General features: G+C 43.4%; 13 protein-coding genes. 5 read left to right on the plus strand and 8 right to left on the minus strand.

Annotation, left to right across the window (positions count from 1 at the left end):
• Window positions 1-91: 4Fe-4S dicluster domain-containing protein (locus tag NI467_RS07600; RefSeq protein WP_253152171.1), on the plus strand; the 91-nt coding region annotated here is incomplete at its 5' end.
• A gap of 213 nt (window positions 92-304) precedes the next feature.
• Here NI467_RS07600 and NI467_RS07605 read toward each other — a convergent pair.
• Both NI467_RS07605 and NI467_RS07610 read right to left on the minus strand, forming a co-directional pair.
• Window positions 305-2,503: an OsmC domain/YcaO domain-containing protein gene (locus tag NI467_RS07605; protein ID WP_253152105.1), complete on the minus strand. Its 2,199-nt coding sequence runs from the start codon at window positions 2,501-2,503 to the stop codon at window positions 305-307.
• A 363-nt stretch (window positions 2,504-2,866) separates the two neighbouring features.
• Window positions 2,867-3,760 (minus strand): LysR family transcriptional regulator, encoded by an 894-nt coding sequence (locus tag NI467_RS07610; protein WP_253152106.1) that lies wholly within the window; start codon window positions 3,758-3,760, stop codon window positions 2,867-2,869.
• 276 nt (window positions 3,761-4,036) lie between these two features.
• Here NI467_RS07610 and NI467_RS07615 point away from each other — a divergent pair, with 276 nt between their 5' ends.
• Window positions 4,037-4,747, plus strand: coding sequence for an HAD family phosphatase (locus tag NI467_RS07615; protein ID WP_253152107.1), 711 nt, complete (start codon window positions 4,037-4,039; stop codon window positions 4,745-4,747).
• A 405-nt stretch (window positions 4,748-5,152) separates the two neighbouring features.
• Here the strand turns inward: NI467_RS07615 and NI467_RS07620 are convergent, their stop codons facing one another.
• The 6 genes from NI467_RS07620 to NI467_RS07645 all read right to left on the minus strand — a co-directional run bounded on the left by NI467_RS07620 (window position 5,153) and on the right by NI467_RS07645 (window position 13,961).
• A complete protein-coding gene (locus NI467_RS07620) occupies window positions 5,153-6,325 on the minus strand; it encodes an acyl-CoA desaturase (RefSeq protein WP_253152108.1) in 1,173 nt (390 codons plus the stop codon).
• A 34-nt stretch (window positions 6,326-6,359) separates the two neighbouring features.
• The gene (locus NI467_RS07625; RefSeq protein ID WP_253152109.1) at window positions 6,360-7,382 is read right to left on the minus strand and encodes a flavin reductase family protein; all 1,023 of its coding nucleotides are present in this window, start codon (window positions 7,380-7,382) and stop codon (window positions 6,360-6,362) included.
• Window positions 7,383-7,688: 306 nt separating this feature from the next.
• Window positions 7,689-9,332: a long-chain-fatty-acid--CoA ligase gene (locus tag NI467_RS07630; RefSeq protein WP_253152173.1), complete on the minus strand. Its 1,644-nt coding sequence runs from the start codon at window positions 9,330-9,332 to the stop codon at window positions 7,689-7,691.
• Window positions 9,333-10,010: 678 nt separating this feature from the next.
• On the minus strand, window positions 10,011-11,342 hold the full coding sequence (locus NI467_RS07635) for a DcaP family trimeric outer membrane transporter (RefSeq protein ID WP_253152110.1): 1,332 nt from the start codon (window positions 11,340-11,342) through the stop codon (window positions 10,011-10,013).
• A 103-nt stretch (window positions 11,343-11,445) separates the two neighbouring features.
• Window positions 11,446-12,825 carry an MFS transporter gene (locus tag NI467_RS07640; protein WP_174659843.1) on the minus strand — a complete coding sequence of 460 codons (1,380 nt, stop codon included), beginning with the start codon at window positions 12,823-12,825 and terminating at the stop codon, window positions 11,446-11,448.
• A 224-nt stretch (window positions 12,826-13,049) separates the two neighbouring features.
• Window positions 13,050-13,961 (minus strand): LysR family transcriptional regulator, encoded by a 912-nt coding sequence (locus tag NI467_RS07645; RefSeq protein WP_151203413.1) that lies wholly within the window; start codon window positions 13,959-13,961, stop codon window positions 13,050-13,052.
• Window positions 13,962-14,077: 116 nt separating this feature from the next.
• Between NI467_RS07645 and NI467_RS07650 the strand changes: the two genes are divergently transcribed.
• The 3 genes from NI467_RS07650 to catA all read left to right on the plus strand — a co-directional run bounded on the left by NI467_RS07650 (window position 14,078) and on the right by catA (window position 16,571).
• Complete coding sequence (locus NI467_RS07650; RefSeq protein ID WP_253152111.1) at window positions 14,078-15,187, plus strand: muconate/chloromuconate family cycloisomerase; 1,110 nt, start codon at window positions 14,078-14,080, stop codon at window positions 15,185-15,187.
• Between the two features lie 15 nt (window positions 15,188-15,202).
• Entirely contained in the window at window positions 15,203-15,493 is a 291-nt protein-coding gene (gene catC / locus NI467_RS07655) for a muconolactone Delta-isomerase (protein WP_151206349.1), read from the plus strand.
• 157 nt (window positions 15,494-15,650) lie between these two features.
• Complete coding sequence (gene catA, locus NI467_RS07660) at window positions 15,651-16,571, plus strand: catechol 1,2-dioxygenase (protein ID WP_253152112.1); 921 nt, start codon at window positions 15,651-15,653, stop codon at window positions 16,569-16,571.
• Window positions 16,572-16,587: the final 16 nt, after the last annotated feature.

Here is a 16,587-nt window from a genome sequence, read left to right on the forward strand (position 1 = left end):
CTGCAAGACCTGTGACATCAAAGATCCATCCCAGAATATCACCTGGGTAACACCGGAAGGTGGCGGTGGTCCGAATTATCCGAATATGTAAGGTAATTCTGGTGAATAAAAGGCATGTTCCTTTTATTCATATACCCAACCCTGAAGCCGTTATTGTTAACACTTCACTTTAATTTTTTAGGTAATCCCAGTTCCCCAGGGAGCTGGGATTAATAGATAACAGGACATGCCTTCAACCGCTATGGGTGACGCTCAAAAACAGTTTAGCGGCTCCCTCCCCCAAGCCATTTTCAAGACTCATGATTTAACTCGCTACAAACTTGGCACGGGCTGCATGCAGTTTCTTGTAACTTTCGATCAGACGTAAATGACGATCTAGTCCTTTAAGCTGCATATTGGTTTCGCTTAGGCCATGGAAACGTACTGTACCCTCGACTGAACCTATAACTGCATCCATATGTGCATCACCAAACATACGGCGGAAGTTATAGGCGTAGTCTTCCAGTTCCAGTTCATCATCGAGAATAACTTCAAGCACCACATTCATGCACTGGTAGAACAGACCGCGTTCAACCGTATTAGTATTGTATTGCAGGAACTGCTCCACCAGATCTTTGGCTTCTTCAAACTGCTGTAGCGCCAGATAAATCAGCAATTTCAGTTCCAGAATCGTTAACTGGCCCCATTCGGTATTTTCATCAAACTCAATCCCGATTAAGGTGCGGATTTCGGTATAGTCATCCAGTTCACACTCTTCCAGACGCTCTACTAGCGCCTCCAGTTGTTCATTATCCAGACGATGCAGGTTGAGAATGTCTTCACGGTACTGCAAGGCCTTATTGGTATTATCCCAAACCAGATCTTCAACCAGATACACTTCCGAATAACCCGGCACCAGAATGCGACAAGCCGTTGCACCAAGATGCTGGTAGATGGCCATATAGACTTCATGGCCCATATCTTTCAGAATGCTGAACAATGCCTGGGCTTCATCCGCATTCGAGTTTTGGCCATTATTGGTAAAGTCCCATTCGACAAAATCATAATCTGACTTTGCGCTAAAGAAACGCCAAGACACTACACCGCTGGAGTCAATAAAATGCTCGACAAAGTTATTTGGCTCAGTCACGGCATTGCTGCTGAAAGTGGGTTGTGGCAGATCATTTAAGCCTTCAAAACTACGGCCTTGCAACAGCTCAGTCAGGCTACGTTCTAAAGCTACTTCAAAGTTTGGATGAGCCCCAAATGAAGCAAATACCCCACCCGTGCGCGGATTCATCAAGGTCACACTCATTACCGGGAACTGACCGCCTAAAGACGCATCTTTTACCAGTACCGGGAAACCTTGTTCCTCTAAAGCTTGAATACCTGCCACAATTTTTGGATATTTTGCCAATACATGTTCCGGCACATCCGGCAGGGCCAATTCCCCTTGCAGAATTTCACGTTTAACCGCACGTTCAAAGATTTCAGACAGGCACTGAACTTGAGCTTCAGCCAAGGTATTGCCAGCACTCATACCATTACTTAAATACAGGTTTTCAATCAGATTGGATGGAAAATATACGGTTTCACCATCAGACTGTCGCACAAATGGCAATGAACAGATACCACGTGCCATATTCCCGGAGTTGGTATCATAAAGATGGATGCCTAAAAGCTCATCTTCAGGATCATAAATTTCACGGGTATGTTCATCTAAAATTTCTACAGGTAGTTCGCCATTCGGACCTGGCTGGAACCACTTCTCGTCAGGATAATGCACAAATTCGGCATTGGCAATTTCCTCACCCCAGAACTGGTCATTGTAGAAAAAGTTACAGTTGAGACGTTCAATGAACTCACCCAATGCTGACGCCAGTGCGCTTTCCTTGGTCGATCCCTTACCATTGGTAAAGCACATTGGCGACTGCGCATCACGAATATGCAATGACCAGACATTCGGCACAATATTGCGCCAAGATGCAATTTCAATCTTCATGCCGAGACCGGCCAGAATGGCAGACATATTGGCAATAGTTTCTTCCAGCGGCAGGTCTTTACCCGCAATGAACGTCGTATGGTCAGAAGCCAGACTTGGCATCAATAAGGCTTGAGCATCGGCATCAATGCTTTCCACTTCTTCAATGATAAATTCAGGGCCGGTTTGAATGACTTTTTTTACCGTACAGCGGTCAATTGAACGTAAAATACCTTGGCGATCTTTATCAGAAATATCGGTCGGCAGTTCAATCTGAATTTTAAAAATCTGTTTATAGCGGTTTTCCGGATCGACAATATTGTTCTGTGACAGACGGATATTGTCAGTCGGGATATTCCGCGCCGCGCAGTACACTTTCACAAAATAAGCAGCACAAAGTGCCGATGAGGCCAGAAAATAATCGAATGGACCCGGCGCTGAGCCATCACCCTTATAACGGATCGGCTGATCAGCGATTACCGTGAAGTCATCAAACTTGGCTTCCTGGCGAAGATTATTGAGATAATTGACCTTAATTTCCATGTGGATACCTAATATTCTTATGTGCCGTCATGGACAAATAAGATGCTAAATCTGAATATACAAGCCGGATCACAGAGGAGAACTTGAATGAAAAGTAGAAAATGGTCAGCATGAGACATCTGCATCTATGGTTTAGATGAACCCTGACCCGAATGGGCGCTATTATAGAATTATTTTATGAAATTGATAATATTTGTCTGAGTTTCTGCCCGATTTAAAAGAGCTTGATTCCTTATTCACCTGTTCGCAGGGCAAATCATCCGGGAAATGAATGATCTGATGATTCACCTGCTCATATACACTGTGCGTAATTACCCCCCCGTCCTTTGTCTGGTCTTTATCCTGTTATTAAAATTAAAAAAACTATTTACTTAAAATTTCATAGAAAGTATGACGCAACCACTGATGGCTAATCTTATGATGACAAGAAGCATGCCAATACTGTTTTACTGAATAGGTCGGAAAAGCAATGGGCGCATTAAAAATTTTCAAATTACCGCGAGACAAGAGTACTTCACTTAAATAATACGGCACGGTTGCAATGGCATCAGTCTCTTGTACCACCAGACCTACCCCTAAATAGCTTGGCAAACGCATCAAAATATCACGTTTTAACTCCAGGCGGAGTAACTCATTTTCAATATGGTAATGCCCCATGCCTGCATCAATATCAATATGAGTTTCATGTAAATACTCTTTCGTGGTCAGGATGTCACCTGTTAGCCGTGGATGGTCTTTGGCTGCAATCACCACATAGTATTGTTCAAACAGCTTCTGCTGATAAAAACCATTTTCAAAATTAGGCAAAAAACCCAAAGCCAGATCAATTTCGCCATTGGCCATCTGATAACTGGTTTCTGAAGTAATGGGGCGTACATTCAGCCGAATATGAGAAGCATGCTGTTTGAGATATTGGGAAATTTTTGGCAAGAGTACCAGATGTGATACATCGGTCATGGCCAGCGTAAACTGTTGCTGCGAAGTGGCCTGATCAAAATCAATGGTAAAATTATTGATGGCCTCCACTTTACTCAGTGCTTCACTAACCAAAGGAAACAGCTGCTTAGACAACTCGGTCGGTAGCATTTCATTGCCAATACGCAAAAACAGAGGGTCACTATAATGCTGACGAACTTTATTGAGTAAATTACTGACCGCTGGCTGGCTCATTTCCAGATGTTCGGCTGCCTGTGAGACATTTTTGAATTTATATACATAATAAAAAATACTGAGTAATTTACAGTCAAGTTCAAACACAACAACATATTCCCTTTTACTTTTGCATCATTTGGCATGCGAATTATCCATATTGTTTTATCCACTGCCATTATCGAAATATAACACTTTTACACCCGCCATACCCTCCATTCCAATACGAAGGCAAGTAAAAAATACTTTTCCTTCTGCTGTTTTTTTAATATTTTTTCAAAATAGCCAGGCTGGATTTTTTTTGAAGCGATCAAAAAAAATCAGGACTCCTGTTATATACTCTGCCGCACACAATAAGCTGTAAAAAATTGGGGGAAACGTCAAATGTTCCGGGGCAAAAAGCTGGTCTGCTTTGATTTGGATGGCACTCTGATTGATTCTGTCGGCATCTGGAATCAGGTAGATGCTGCCCTGATTCAGGAACTTTCTCATGTGCAGGTCGGTTTAAGCCAAATTCAGCAGCAACGCGATCAACAACTGAAAGCCTTTAAACATTCGCTTGATCCTTATCTGGAATATTGTGGTTATTTAAGAGAACTTTATGGCTTTAATCTTAGTAAAGAAGAGGTAAAGTCACGCCGTTATCATATTTCACAGCATTTTCTTGACCACGTGATTGAGCTGAAACCGCATGCAGAAACCTTGATTTCTGCCCTGAAACAGCAAGGTCTACATATCGCGCTAACCACAACTACCAGCTTATCCAATATTCAGCGCTATCAGGAAAATAATCAGAATATTAATCGCAAACTTAGTTTTGAACATGATTTTTCTATGATCTGGACGCGAGAAAATGTCGAGAATATTAAGCCGCATCCAGAAGTCTATTTGAATGCACTCAAGCATTTTAAACTTTCTGCTCAGGACTGTGTAATTATTGAAGATTCTTTGGTAGGTGTTGAAGCTGCCAATCAAGCCGGTATTGATGTCATCGCAATTTATGATCAATATTCTGCTCATGAAATCGACTTGATTAAAGCCAAAGCTGATTATTATGTAGAAGATTTTGCAGCACTACTACGTTTAGTGAGTTAAAAGTATTTAGTTGTGATCTAAGCTGACCTACCCACTAAAAAGTAAAGATTAACTCTTGGCTACTAGCTAGCCTATTGCACATCGTGGCTGTTATGCGAATTCAAAAAAATCGGAGCGTGTAGCTGCCATTTTTACTAATTTTAAGTATTTTGAACTGTCAGCTTTCAACCTAAAGTATTAATTACACGATTGATGGTATTAGAGCGAGATGCTGAATCTTGGCGCAGAACTTGATAGGGCTTCTCTGCCCATACGAGAACTTTAAGTTTGGCGTGATAACTATGATTGATAAACTATAATAGATAGCCCTAGTCTTAATCTCCAATTCTAATGAAAAAAATCCTCAATAAACCATCCAAATCTATTGAGGAGTATCCAGAGGGATAAGCAGTAAAAGTATCTAAATTATTTGATCAGTTTATTCTTTAAATCATTCCAGCCTGATTTCAGAATCTGGATTTTTTCTACCATCTGCTTATTCCATTCCTGAGGCAGCGAGCATTTTGCCAGACCGATCCAAACCGTTGAAAACTGTTTGATAAAGCTGGCTTCATTATAATGAATCCCATATTCTGCACAGAGCGCTTTAATTTTCGGGGCAACTTCGGCATAGCGATTGGCAGGCATATCGGGGAATAAGTGATGCTCAATTTGATGGCTCAAATTACCACTTAATATATGCAACCAGGCAGCACCGCTAAAATTACTTGATCCCCGGATCTGGCGTAAATACCATTCACCCCGGGTTTCCTTCTCGATATTATCCATTTCAAATTCAAATGTTTCTGCATCTTCCGTAAAGTGACCATTAAAAATGACCGCTGAGGCCCATAAGTTACGAATGATATTGGCGACAGCATTTCCGGTAAAAACAGGAAGCGCATTCGGCCCCGCAATCAGCGGAAAAAACAGATAATCTTTCACGATTTGACGGCGCATTTTCTGGCGTAGGGGCGCAGCTTCTTCCCACACCTGTGCCCAAGTTTTGGTTTTATAGACAATCACCTCTTCCAGATGTAGACGCTGCACGCCCACATACCATTCAAAAAAGACCATCAGTTGCATTGCCACTGGAATATTAAACAGGAAGCGCGGTTCCCATTTCTGGGATTCACTGACACGAATCAGGCCATAACCTACATCATGATCCATCCCGACGATATTGGTATACGTATGATGCATATAATTATGGGTATACTTCCAGTCATCTCCGGTCGCAATGGTATCCCAGTCATAATTGGCACCATTCAAGCTCGGATCGTTCATCCAGTCGAACTGACCATGCATGACATTATGGCCCAGCTCCATATTCTCCACAATTTTGGAAATACCCAATAAACCCGTACCTAATAGCCACACGGGTGGCAACCATCCAGCCAACATCAACATGCCGCGCGAAGTAATTTCGCTATAACGGATAAAATTCCGGATTTTATAAATATACTCTGCGTCTTTTTCACCCAAGTCATCCATGACCTGACGGCGGATTGCATCCATCTTGCCCCCAAATTCTTCAACCTGTTCAAGACTGAGAAATTGGGATTTGCTGTGTTTGTTAAAATTAACCGATAGATTCATGAATAGACCTTTTTATTTATTTGTTTAATTGTGGTTATAAGTTAATTACCACAGGACTAACCGCCTGTGAAATACAAAGTTTAATCTGGGTGTTGTGAGCGTGATCAAGTTCACCGGTTAATATGTTGCGTACCGAACCACTCACTTTGGTGCAGGAGCAGGTATTACAAATGCCCCTACGACACCCATGTGCAGGCTTAAGCCCGGCCTGCTCTGCACTTTCCAGCAAATTAGACTCAGCCTGAAACGCTTGTTGAGACCTTAAAAACTGTACTGGCTGTGCCTTTACTTTTTTATCCGTGATCAGCTGGAAGTATTCAGTATGAAAATGCGGCTGGAGGTCAAATTTAGCTACTATTCTAAGTGCTGCTTTCATCATGCTGTCTGAACCACAAGCATAGATTTCACGTTTTTCAAAATCAGGCACTCGCTTTCGTAGCAAAGTCTGATTCAAATGCTGTGCATGTTCGAGGGTATTAAAATGATGATATTCGAAGTTGGGATGCATCAAAGCCAGCGTTTTGAGCTCGGCATGAAAAGCATTGTCACGGGTAAAATAAATCAGGTCGATTGGTTCGAGTGACTGCACTACGGCTTTTTGCAAAAGTGAATAAATTGCGGTAATGCCACTGCCAGAGGCCAAAAACAACAAAGGTCTGTCAGAATCACCCAAAGTGAAATTACCCTGAGCTTGAGAAAGCTCAATAACCGCACCCAGCTGCATCAGACTCAGCGCACGTGATACTTTGCCTTGCTGTCGAACTGCAATCAGAATATCACCATTGGTTAAAATTGTCACAATAGAATAATGACGCTGATGGTGAATCCCATCCAGTGCTACTGTCACCGCAATATGCTGGCCAGCTTGAAACAGTCGTCCTTTAAAGTTGCGGTTTGGACGTAATTGAATCTTGAAAAAATCCGGACTGACTGCCTGGATCTTAATGACCTCAGCTTTGACTCTTTTTAGTGCCCAGGTCGGATGTATTTTTTCACCTATGAAGTCAATAAAGTCTTCACGTACCCAATGCGGCCGGTAGGTGGTTATATTTGTCATTTTTATTCCCTTAATCCGTAGGTGTTTATTAATATACAATCGTCTATTTATTATGTGGTTCAGGATAAAAAGTTTTGAGTTTCAAACCATATCAATGCAGGACAAATTATGGGCCGAGAATCCATGATGAGGTTTTTTGTAGGACAATATTGCATAGAAAAGCTGATTTAGCTCGTTTGAAGTCCAATAAATACCTTGCTTGTATAAAGCTTGTTTTAAAAACCAATAAAAAAAACCGGCCTGAATCCAGACCGGTTTTGGTTTTTTATATTTCCTCAACGTGAAAGATTAGCGTCTTTTTGCTTCTTAACTTGGCACTTGTTCTTGTTCCGTCAGGATGGAACCATAAGATTCACGTAAATCCTTTTTCAGCATTTTTCCAGTTCCGCTCAGTGGAATGCTATCTACAAAAATAACCTTGTCCGGAATCTGCCATTTGGCAATCTTGTCATCATAATAATCGAGAAGTTCCGTTTCACTGATTCGGCTTTCAGATTTTTTCACCACAATCAGAACCGGGCGCTCATCCCATTTCGGATGTTGTGCTGCAATCACAGCAGCCATCGCAACTTCCGGATGACCCATGGCAATATTTTCCAGTTCGACTGAAGAAATCCACTCCCCGCCCGACTTGATTAAATCCTTCGCACGGTCACAAAGAGTCATAAAGCCATCTTCATTTAAAGTGGCAATATCACCGGTATCGAACCAGCCATCTGTGGTCAGTGCAGATTCTTCCTTGCCAAAATAATGATCAATAATCCAGTGACCTTTAATTTGCAGATTCCCGACGTTTTTGCCATCCCGGGCAATTTCGTGGGTGCCTTTCTCTTCATCCGTCAAGCGCAGATCTACACCAAAAGGTGGACGACCTTGCGATAAACGCACTTTCAGGCATTCTTCATCTGACAGATTAAGATGTTTGGTTTTAATCTGATTCGCGCTACCGAGCGGACTGGTCTCGGTCATTCCCCAAGCATGAATGGTTTCACAATCAAATTGTTCTTTAAAGATTTTTAGCATGGCGGGTGGACATGCTGAACCGCCCACCACATTGCGTTTCAGGCCTTCCAGCTTTGAACCAGATTGCTGGGCAGCGGCAATCAGCCCCTGCCAGATGGTAGGCACACCGAGTGCAACGGAAACTTTGTAAGTATCAATCATATTGACCAGGCTCGCTCCATCTAGGCCAGGTCCTGGCAAGACTAAGGTACATCCCACCATCGCAGCAGCATATGGCGTTCCCCAAGCATTCACATGGAACATCGGCACAACCGGTAGCATGATGTCACGTGCAGAGACATTTAAAGAATCAGGCAGGCTGATGGCATAACTATGCAAGGTGGTAGAGCGATGGCTATACAATACGCCTTTCGGATTTCCCGTGGTTCCCGAGGTATAACAGAGTGAACTGGCAGTATTTTCATCCAGCTCAGGCCAGCTGAATTCTGCACTTTGCTGGGCAATAAGGGAGTCATAAAACTGGACTTCTGGCAATGCTTCAGTTATTGCCGGATCTTCGGCATCCAGACAGATATATTGCTCCACAGTTTTTAATAGCGGTTTAATGGCCTTGATCAAAGGGGCAAAGGTTTTATCAAAGAGCAGAACGCGGTCCGCAGCATCATTAATAATAAAAACCAGCTGTTCTGGAAACAAACGCGGATTAATCGTGTGGCAGACCAGACCACTTCCTGAAATGGCATACCAAGACTCTAGGTGACGGTGGTTGTTCCAGGCAATTGTTGCAACACGATCACTCAGTTCTAAGCCAAACTGCATTAAAACATTGGCAAAACGTTTTGAATTTTGTCGAATCTCTCCCCAGTTGGTAATCGTAATACTGGTATCGGTATTTTTGGAAATCACTTCAGTGTCGGCATGATAACGCCCGGCATGTTCAATCATGCTACTGATCAATAAAGGCTGAAACATCATATTTCCCAGCATTTCACACTCCCGTTTCATTTTTATTAGTCCATGTTTTATTTGTTTTCTTAGCCTGACAGTATAGGACTGACTGAAAAAAAATCAGTCAGTTCCGGTCATCATGCCCACTGAATTTAACAGGGAATGGCTCAGGTGTGATTGTCAAATTGTGACAAATTAATAGAAGTGACTGGGACGTACAGCAAATCAATCAAAGTCATTCAAAGAGCTAATAAACAAATCTAATCTCCTGAGTCTTCTAGCTTTCTACACAGTTTGTACTTTGAGTTTGGCTTTGCACATAGAGAGCTGTTATATCAGTCTAGATTCATGCAAATTTGGGCTTAACCGGTAAAAAAAGCAGTAGTAACAATCAGAATGGTATAGGCTTATTGAAGCACTTAAGCCTTAACGAAACCTGGCAATTTAATTCTATGCTGATACAACTCGATATTTCTAGTGAATAAGCCCGTTAATAGAGCCTCCCTTATCCTCCAAATGCACGCATCAAATGTATTTCATATTCTCATGATGAAAATTTTAAGGCAGTTTCGGTATCATTTTAAAAAATTAAGAAGTGGATAAAAAAGTTTTATCAAGAGCCAAAAAGCACTGCAGTACAGATCATTTTGAAAAATAAAAACGCGGATGAATCCATCCGCGTTTTTATCAGTTGAATAACTTCAGTTTAAAAGTAGCTTAGAAGTTGTAAACGGCAACCGCATTAATTCGGTTATCTTCACCTTTGGTACTGCCATTTGACGCTGAAGCTACAGCTTCACGTTCACCATAGACATATTCCAGACCAAAACTTAGAGGCTTCGTCGGACTATAGAAGACATTGGCCCACGCCTGCCAGAGGTCTTTATTGATTTTGGTTTTATCTGTAACACTCTGCACATAATTAGCATCTTGATCGAAGGTCATATAACCATAACCTAAAGTGCCACGTAATTTGTCATTAAACTGCTGAGTCAGGCCGACAGTAATTGAGTCAAATTCGCTTTGATAAAGGTTTCCACCTGCTGCAACGACACCCGGGTTAGCATAAGAGACAAAGCTGCTGTCGCCTTTTACATGGTAATAATCCGCTTTTACAGTCGTTCCTGGCATAACATCATATTTTGCGCCCAGACCCACGCCCCATGCGGTTTCTTCCTGCTCGTTAATACGCTTTTCATGGCCCATGGCACGTGCGCTTACTGCAAAATTATCTGCCAGTTTATGGTTTAAACGTGCAGTTAAAGCAGGTAAACGTTGCTGAATAGAGCTGTCTTTTGGATCTTCTACTGCAACAACCAGATTGGTAGCCGGGCTAAACGTCGTAGTATGGCGAACCTGCGGTGTACGTTTTACCGCCCCCCCTGCATAAGCCAAAGCATCTACAGTTTCCGGCATATAATCAGGGAGCGCAAAGTTTGACCAGGTTTGACCGATCAACCAGTTCGCATAGCTAATATAGGCATGCCGAATACGCAGGTTATCCAAGTTCGCTCCACCCAGGAAGTCGACTTCAAGTTTACCGCTAAGGGCATTGTCCCCGGCACCCACAGGTGCTTTAAAGTCCATTCCTAAACGTGTAGCAGCTAAAGTCGATCTGAGACGATCGCTATTTTCACCATTACCTTCAAGTGGTACCGCATTAATCTGGTTATAAGGCATATCCTTAGCACCACCTTCTACCTGATAAGAAGCATCGGCACGAATATTTCCGTAAAGATTAAATTCGGCGCCGCTGGCAATTCTCATCACCGGGCTTGTTGCAGCTTTAGAGGGTACTGAAGAAAGGGGTGCAACAGGTGTTTGCACTGCCGTTGCAATCTGCTGAGTTTGGGCTTTCTGCTGTTCAATCATGCTACGTAAAGCTTGCACTTCTTGGCGTAGCTGCTCAATTTCCTGCTGGTTTGCCTGCGCTGTGGTTTGCGCTTGGGTCGATAGACTGATGCCCCCTAGACTCACAGCGATCATGCTCATCAATACTGTACGTTTCAATGTAATTGTTGGTTGGTTAAATAATGCAGCTGTGTTCATCCTAAACTCACTTTTTTTATTGTCCGATCGGATTCTAGCAATAGACCGCCAAGGCTTGCGATGGCGATCTATATCATTGAGGAAATTACACTTTTCAACTATTTCAAAATGATGGGTTGGCTTTTTTCGATGTTGAATCCGCTTCTAGCCCAGATGCTGCAAGGCTTTTACCATCGACGGAGTATTTTAAATTGACCAGGAAAATTGCCATCGCAGCGATTAGGCCAGGAATCGCAATTGCAAAGAAGTTCATTTGGTGAGGCAGGTTCATGGTCAATAAAGCACCTGTCAAAACCGGTCCAACGATAGCACCGATGCGGCCTATACCCGATGCCCAGCCCATTCCTGTAGAGCGCACAGTAGACGGATAGTACTGTGCGACGAAAGTATAAAGCAGGATTTGTGCACCGATGGTGGCGGCACCTGCCACGGCAATCAAGGTATATAAAACAAATTGTGGACTGTTATAACCCAGCAGGATCAGGGCCGTTGCACCACCGAGGAACATAATGGTCAGTACTGTCTTGATATGGAAACGGTCAGCCAGATAGCCACCGCCAATTGCACCGATCATTCCCCCAATATTCAGGGCAAACAGGAAGATCATACTCGCGCCTAGCGAATAACCTGCCTGAATCATGAGTTTCGGCAACCAGCTGCCTAGGGCATAAACCATCAATAAACACATGAAAAAAGCCAGCCAGAACATAAAGGTACTGAAACTGCGACCGTGCTGGAACAGTGCTTTTAATGGGGCTTCATCGCCTTTTTGTACTTCACTCAATACAAACTCAGTATCTTGACCAATCACTTGGGTTGGAGAGATTTTCTGAATAATACTGTGTGCCTCAGCAGTTTGCTTTTTGTTGGTCAGATACATCAAGGATTCTGGCAGATACCGCCATAACACTGGCAAAATCAGCAGTGGAATACCCGCAAGATAGAACATGATTTTCCAGCCAAACTGAGGAACCAGCCAGGCACCTAACAGAGCTGATGTCATACCACCAATGGCATAGCCACTAAACATTAAAGCAACCAGCGTGCTACGGATACGTTTTGGTGCGTATTCTGTCATCAATGCCACTACGTTGGGCATGACTCCACCAATCCCGAGACCTGCAATAAAACGTAAAATGCCAAATTCAACCGGTGTGGTGGCAAAAGCGCCCATAAAGGTAAAACCACTAAAAATTGCCACACAGATCATAATGGTCTTTTTACGGCCGAGCTTATCTGACAGGGTTCCAAAAGTCATGGCACCAAACATCATCCCGAACAGTGCGGTACTGGCCAGCATTCCTGCCTGCACTGCGGTCAATGCCCATTCCTGCATTAAAAGTGGTAATGCGACCCCATAAATGACCAAGTCATAACCATCAAAAATAATGATCAGCAAACACCAGATCAGTACTCCCCAGTGAAAAGGCGTAAACTTCGCTTCATCGATGAGTGTATTTATATTCACTTTATTCGTAGACATCTCCACCTCCTAACTGTGAAGTTCAATGAATGAGGCTCACAATGCAGAAGATAGGAAAAAATGTCCAAAACTGAATAGGCATGCTTCCATACCTATAAAGTCTACTGTTATCCAAGTGGTTTATTTTATTAAAGAATATATTTAAAAAAGAAAAACATAAGTCTCTGTGAGCAGACAGGTTTCATTTGCAATCCTTTATCATAAAGAACTCAGGCTGCATATTTTCAAAAGACTGAACGGTCATAGGAAATAGCCTCAAGGTCATAGACCTGATAAACCGAATCGAATAGATGACGGATATATTCACTTTCATCCATATTGCGGATTGCCATAAATACTGGACTGACGGCTAAATGGTCGAGTATGGGTATAAAGTTCAGATGAGCCAGTTTAATATTCTTGGCACTTTCTGGTGTAATGCATATCCCTTCCCCCGCTGCCACAAAACCCAGGGCAAGCTGTAATTCACGTACAGTCCGTATGTTTTTAGGCTCTAATCCATATTCAGAGAAGATCCCCAGAGTCTGGCTGGCAAAGTTGGCTTTACCGCTATTGGGATATAAAAACAGAGGCTGCTCTACCAGTTCAGATAAATACACCCCTTCTTGCTGTGCCAAGGGGTGACTGGTATGTGCTGCCATCACCAGACGTTCTTCACGTAGTAACATTCTTTTAACCGCAGGATCGGAAATTCTCAACCGGCCGAATCCCACATCAATGCGCCCTTCTTTCAGCGCCTGAATCTGTTCATAGGTATTCATTTCCATCATCTCAATCTTGAGATAAGGATGCTGCTGTTTAAATAAAAACAGAATTCGTGATAGCAAACCGAATAATAAAGAACCGACAAAACCAATAGTAATGCTGCGGTCTGCAATGCCAATGCGTCGCGTCATGGACTTGATTTCTTCTGCATTAGACAAAAGTTTAACGGCATGCTGATAGAAAAACTGGCCGGCTTCCGTGGTCTTGAGTGGACGGCTACCGCGCTCAAATAGCTGAATATCAAGCTCTTGCTCTAAGTTCTGGATTTGCCGGCTTAAAGGTGGCTGAGCAATAAATAGTTTCTCTGCCGCTTTGGTAAAGCTTTGCTCTTCTACTACCGCAACAAAGTAGCGTAAATGTCTAAGTTCCATCCCAAACCAATACCTTTAAAGTATAAAAAAATGCCAAATCGATCTTCGACTGATCGAAACTATTCCTTTAAGGTATATTAAGTCAGTGCATGAAAGCAAGAATGTGAACCGTAATTATGTATAAATCAGTTGAAACCTTGCTGTTGGAAATTCCCACCATCCGCCCACATAAGATGGCGGTGGCCACCATGCAAACCCAGACTTTGGTACTTGTCAAAATTACCACAGAAGACGGTTATGTGGGTTGGGGCGAAGCAACGACCATTGGTGGATTGGGTTATGGGGATGAAAGTCCGGAAAGTATCAAAGTGAATATTGATACTTATTTCACCCCGCTTTTAAAAACGCTATCCGGTTTAAATGTTGCTCAGACCTTACGAGCAATTAAAAAGAATATTAATGGCAACCGTTTTGCGAAATGTGCCATTCAAACTGCCCTGCTGGATATTCAGGCGCAGCGTTTAGGCTTACCGCTTTCAGAAGTTTTAGGGGGCCGTTTACGCGACAGTGTGCCGGTACTGTGGGTATTGGCTTCTGGCGATACCGAAAAAGATATTACAGAAGCAAAAAAAATGATTGCGGCAAAACGCCACAATATTTTCAAGCTAAAAATTGGTTCACGCCCGGTTGAAGAAGATGTTGAACATGTGCTGGCCATTAAACGCGCCTTAGGCAAAGACATCTCGGTCCGTGTGGATGTGAACCGTGCCTGGTCCGAACTGGAGGCCATTAAAGGTATTCAGCTGCTTCAGGATGGTGGCGTAGACCTGATCGAACAGCCTTGTGCAATTGATAATCTGGGGGCAATGCAACGCCTGACCCGCCGTTTTGACATCGCCATTATGGCAGATGAGTCGCTGATGGGGCCGCAATCTGCCTATCAGATTGCCACGCAGAATGGCGCTTCAGTTTTTGCCGTCAAGATCGCCCAGTCGGGTGGTCTGATTGAAGGTTGTGAGGTCGGTACCATTGCACAGCTTGCAGGCATTGACCTGTACGGCGGCACCATGCTGGAAGGTCCGGTGGGAACCCTTGCCTCTGCCCATGTGTTCTCTACCTTTAAGAATCTGGCCTATGCAACTGAGCTATTTGGCCCGCTCTTACTGACCGAAGACATTTTAAAAACCCCACTCAATTATCAAAACTTTGAACTTCAGCTTCCCAAAGGCCCAGGTCTGGGAATTGAGCTGGATGACAACAAGATTGACAACTTACGTCGTCAATAATTCAAGGAGAAACCCATGCTTTTCCATGTACGGATGGACGTGAATATTCCACAAGATATGCCAGTGGAACAGGCCAATGAAATTAAAGCGGTAGAAAAAGCCTATTCTCAGGACTTACAGCGTCAAGGGAAATGGCGTCATATCTGGCGTATTAGTGGCCAATATTCAAATATCAGTATTTTTGATGTAGAGAGCAATGAAGAGCTGCACAACCTGTTACAAGGTTTGCCCCTTTATCCCTATATGAAGATTGAAGTGATGCCCTTGAACCGTCATCCGTCTTCGGTTCGTGATGATGACCGCTGAGCAGACCTTTTAACACGGGAATCACCGGATTTTGCCTCTAATCCACACAATAGAGAGCGACCCCACAAGGATTGTGGCCAGCAAGATTTAGCCAGCCGAACGCAAGCTAAAAACATGGGCCACCCAAATATAAAAAACATACTTAAGGAGCACTAGTATGAACCGCCAAGAAATTGATGCGCTAGTAAAGAAAATGAATGTCGATACAGCGACAGGTCCAGTAGATGAGCGTGTACAGCAAATTGTTGTGCGTTTATTGGGGGACCTTTTCCAGGCAATTGAAGATCTGGACATTTCTCAGTCAGAACTCTGGAAAGGTCTTGAGTATTTTACCGATGCAGGACAAGCCAATGAATTAGGCTTACTGGCTGCAGGATTGGGGCTGGAACATTATTTAGATCTTCGTGCTGATGCTGCAGATGCAAAAGCAGGCATTACAGGGGGGACGCCACGTACCATCGAAGGTCCTTTATATGTGGCAGGTGCACCGGAATCTGTTGGTTTTGCCCGCATGGATGATGGCTCTGAGGAAGGGAAAATTCCAACGCTGATCATTGAAGGTACGGTCACCGACACACAAGGCAACCTGATTGAAGGTGCCAAAGTTGAAATCTGGCATGCCAACAGCCTAGGCAATTACTCTTTCTTTGATAAGTCACAATCTGACTTTAACCTGCGCCGTTCTATTTTCACGGATCAGGATGGTAAATATGTGGCACTTACCACCATGCCGGTCGGTTATGGCTGTCCCCCAGAAGGTACGACCCAGTTTGTACTGAACAAATTAGGCCGTCACGGTAACCGCCCTTCACACGTGCATTATTTTGTATCTGCACCGGGTTATCGCAAGTTAACCACGCAGTTCAACATCGAAGGTGATCAATACCTGTGGGATGACTTTGCCTTTGCAACGCGTGATGGCCTGGTCGCTACAGCAGTTGATGTTACCGATGAAGCTGAAATCGCACGTCGTGGTTTAAACGGCCCTTTCAAACACATTCAATTCAATATTGAACTTGTGAAAGATCAAGCTGCTGCGCCTAGCACTGAAGTTGAACGTCGCCGCGCAAGCGCATAATTCCCTATGGAATCGG

It is taken from the genome of Acinetobacter sp. S4397-1, from assembly GCF_024129285.1.
Lineage (GTDB): Bacteria > Pseudomonadota > Gammaproteobacteria > Pseudomonadales > Moraxellaceae > Acinetobacter > Acinetobacter lwoffii_C.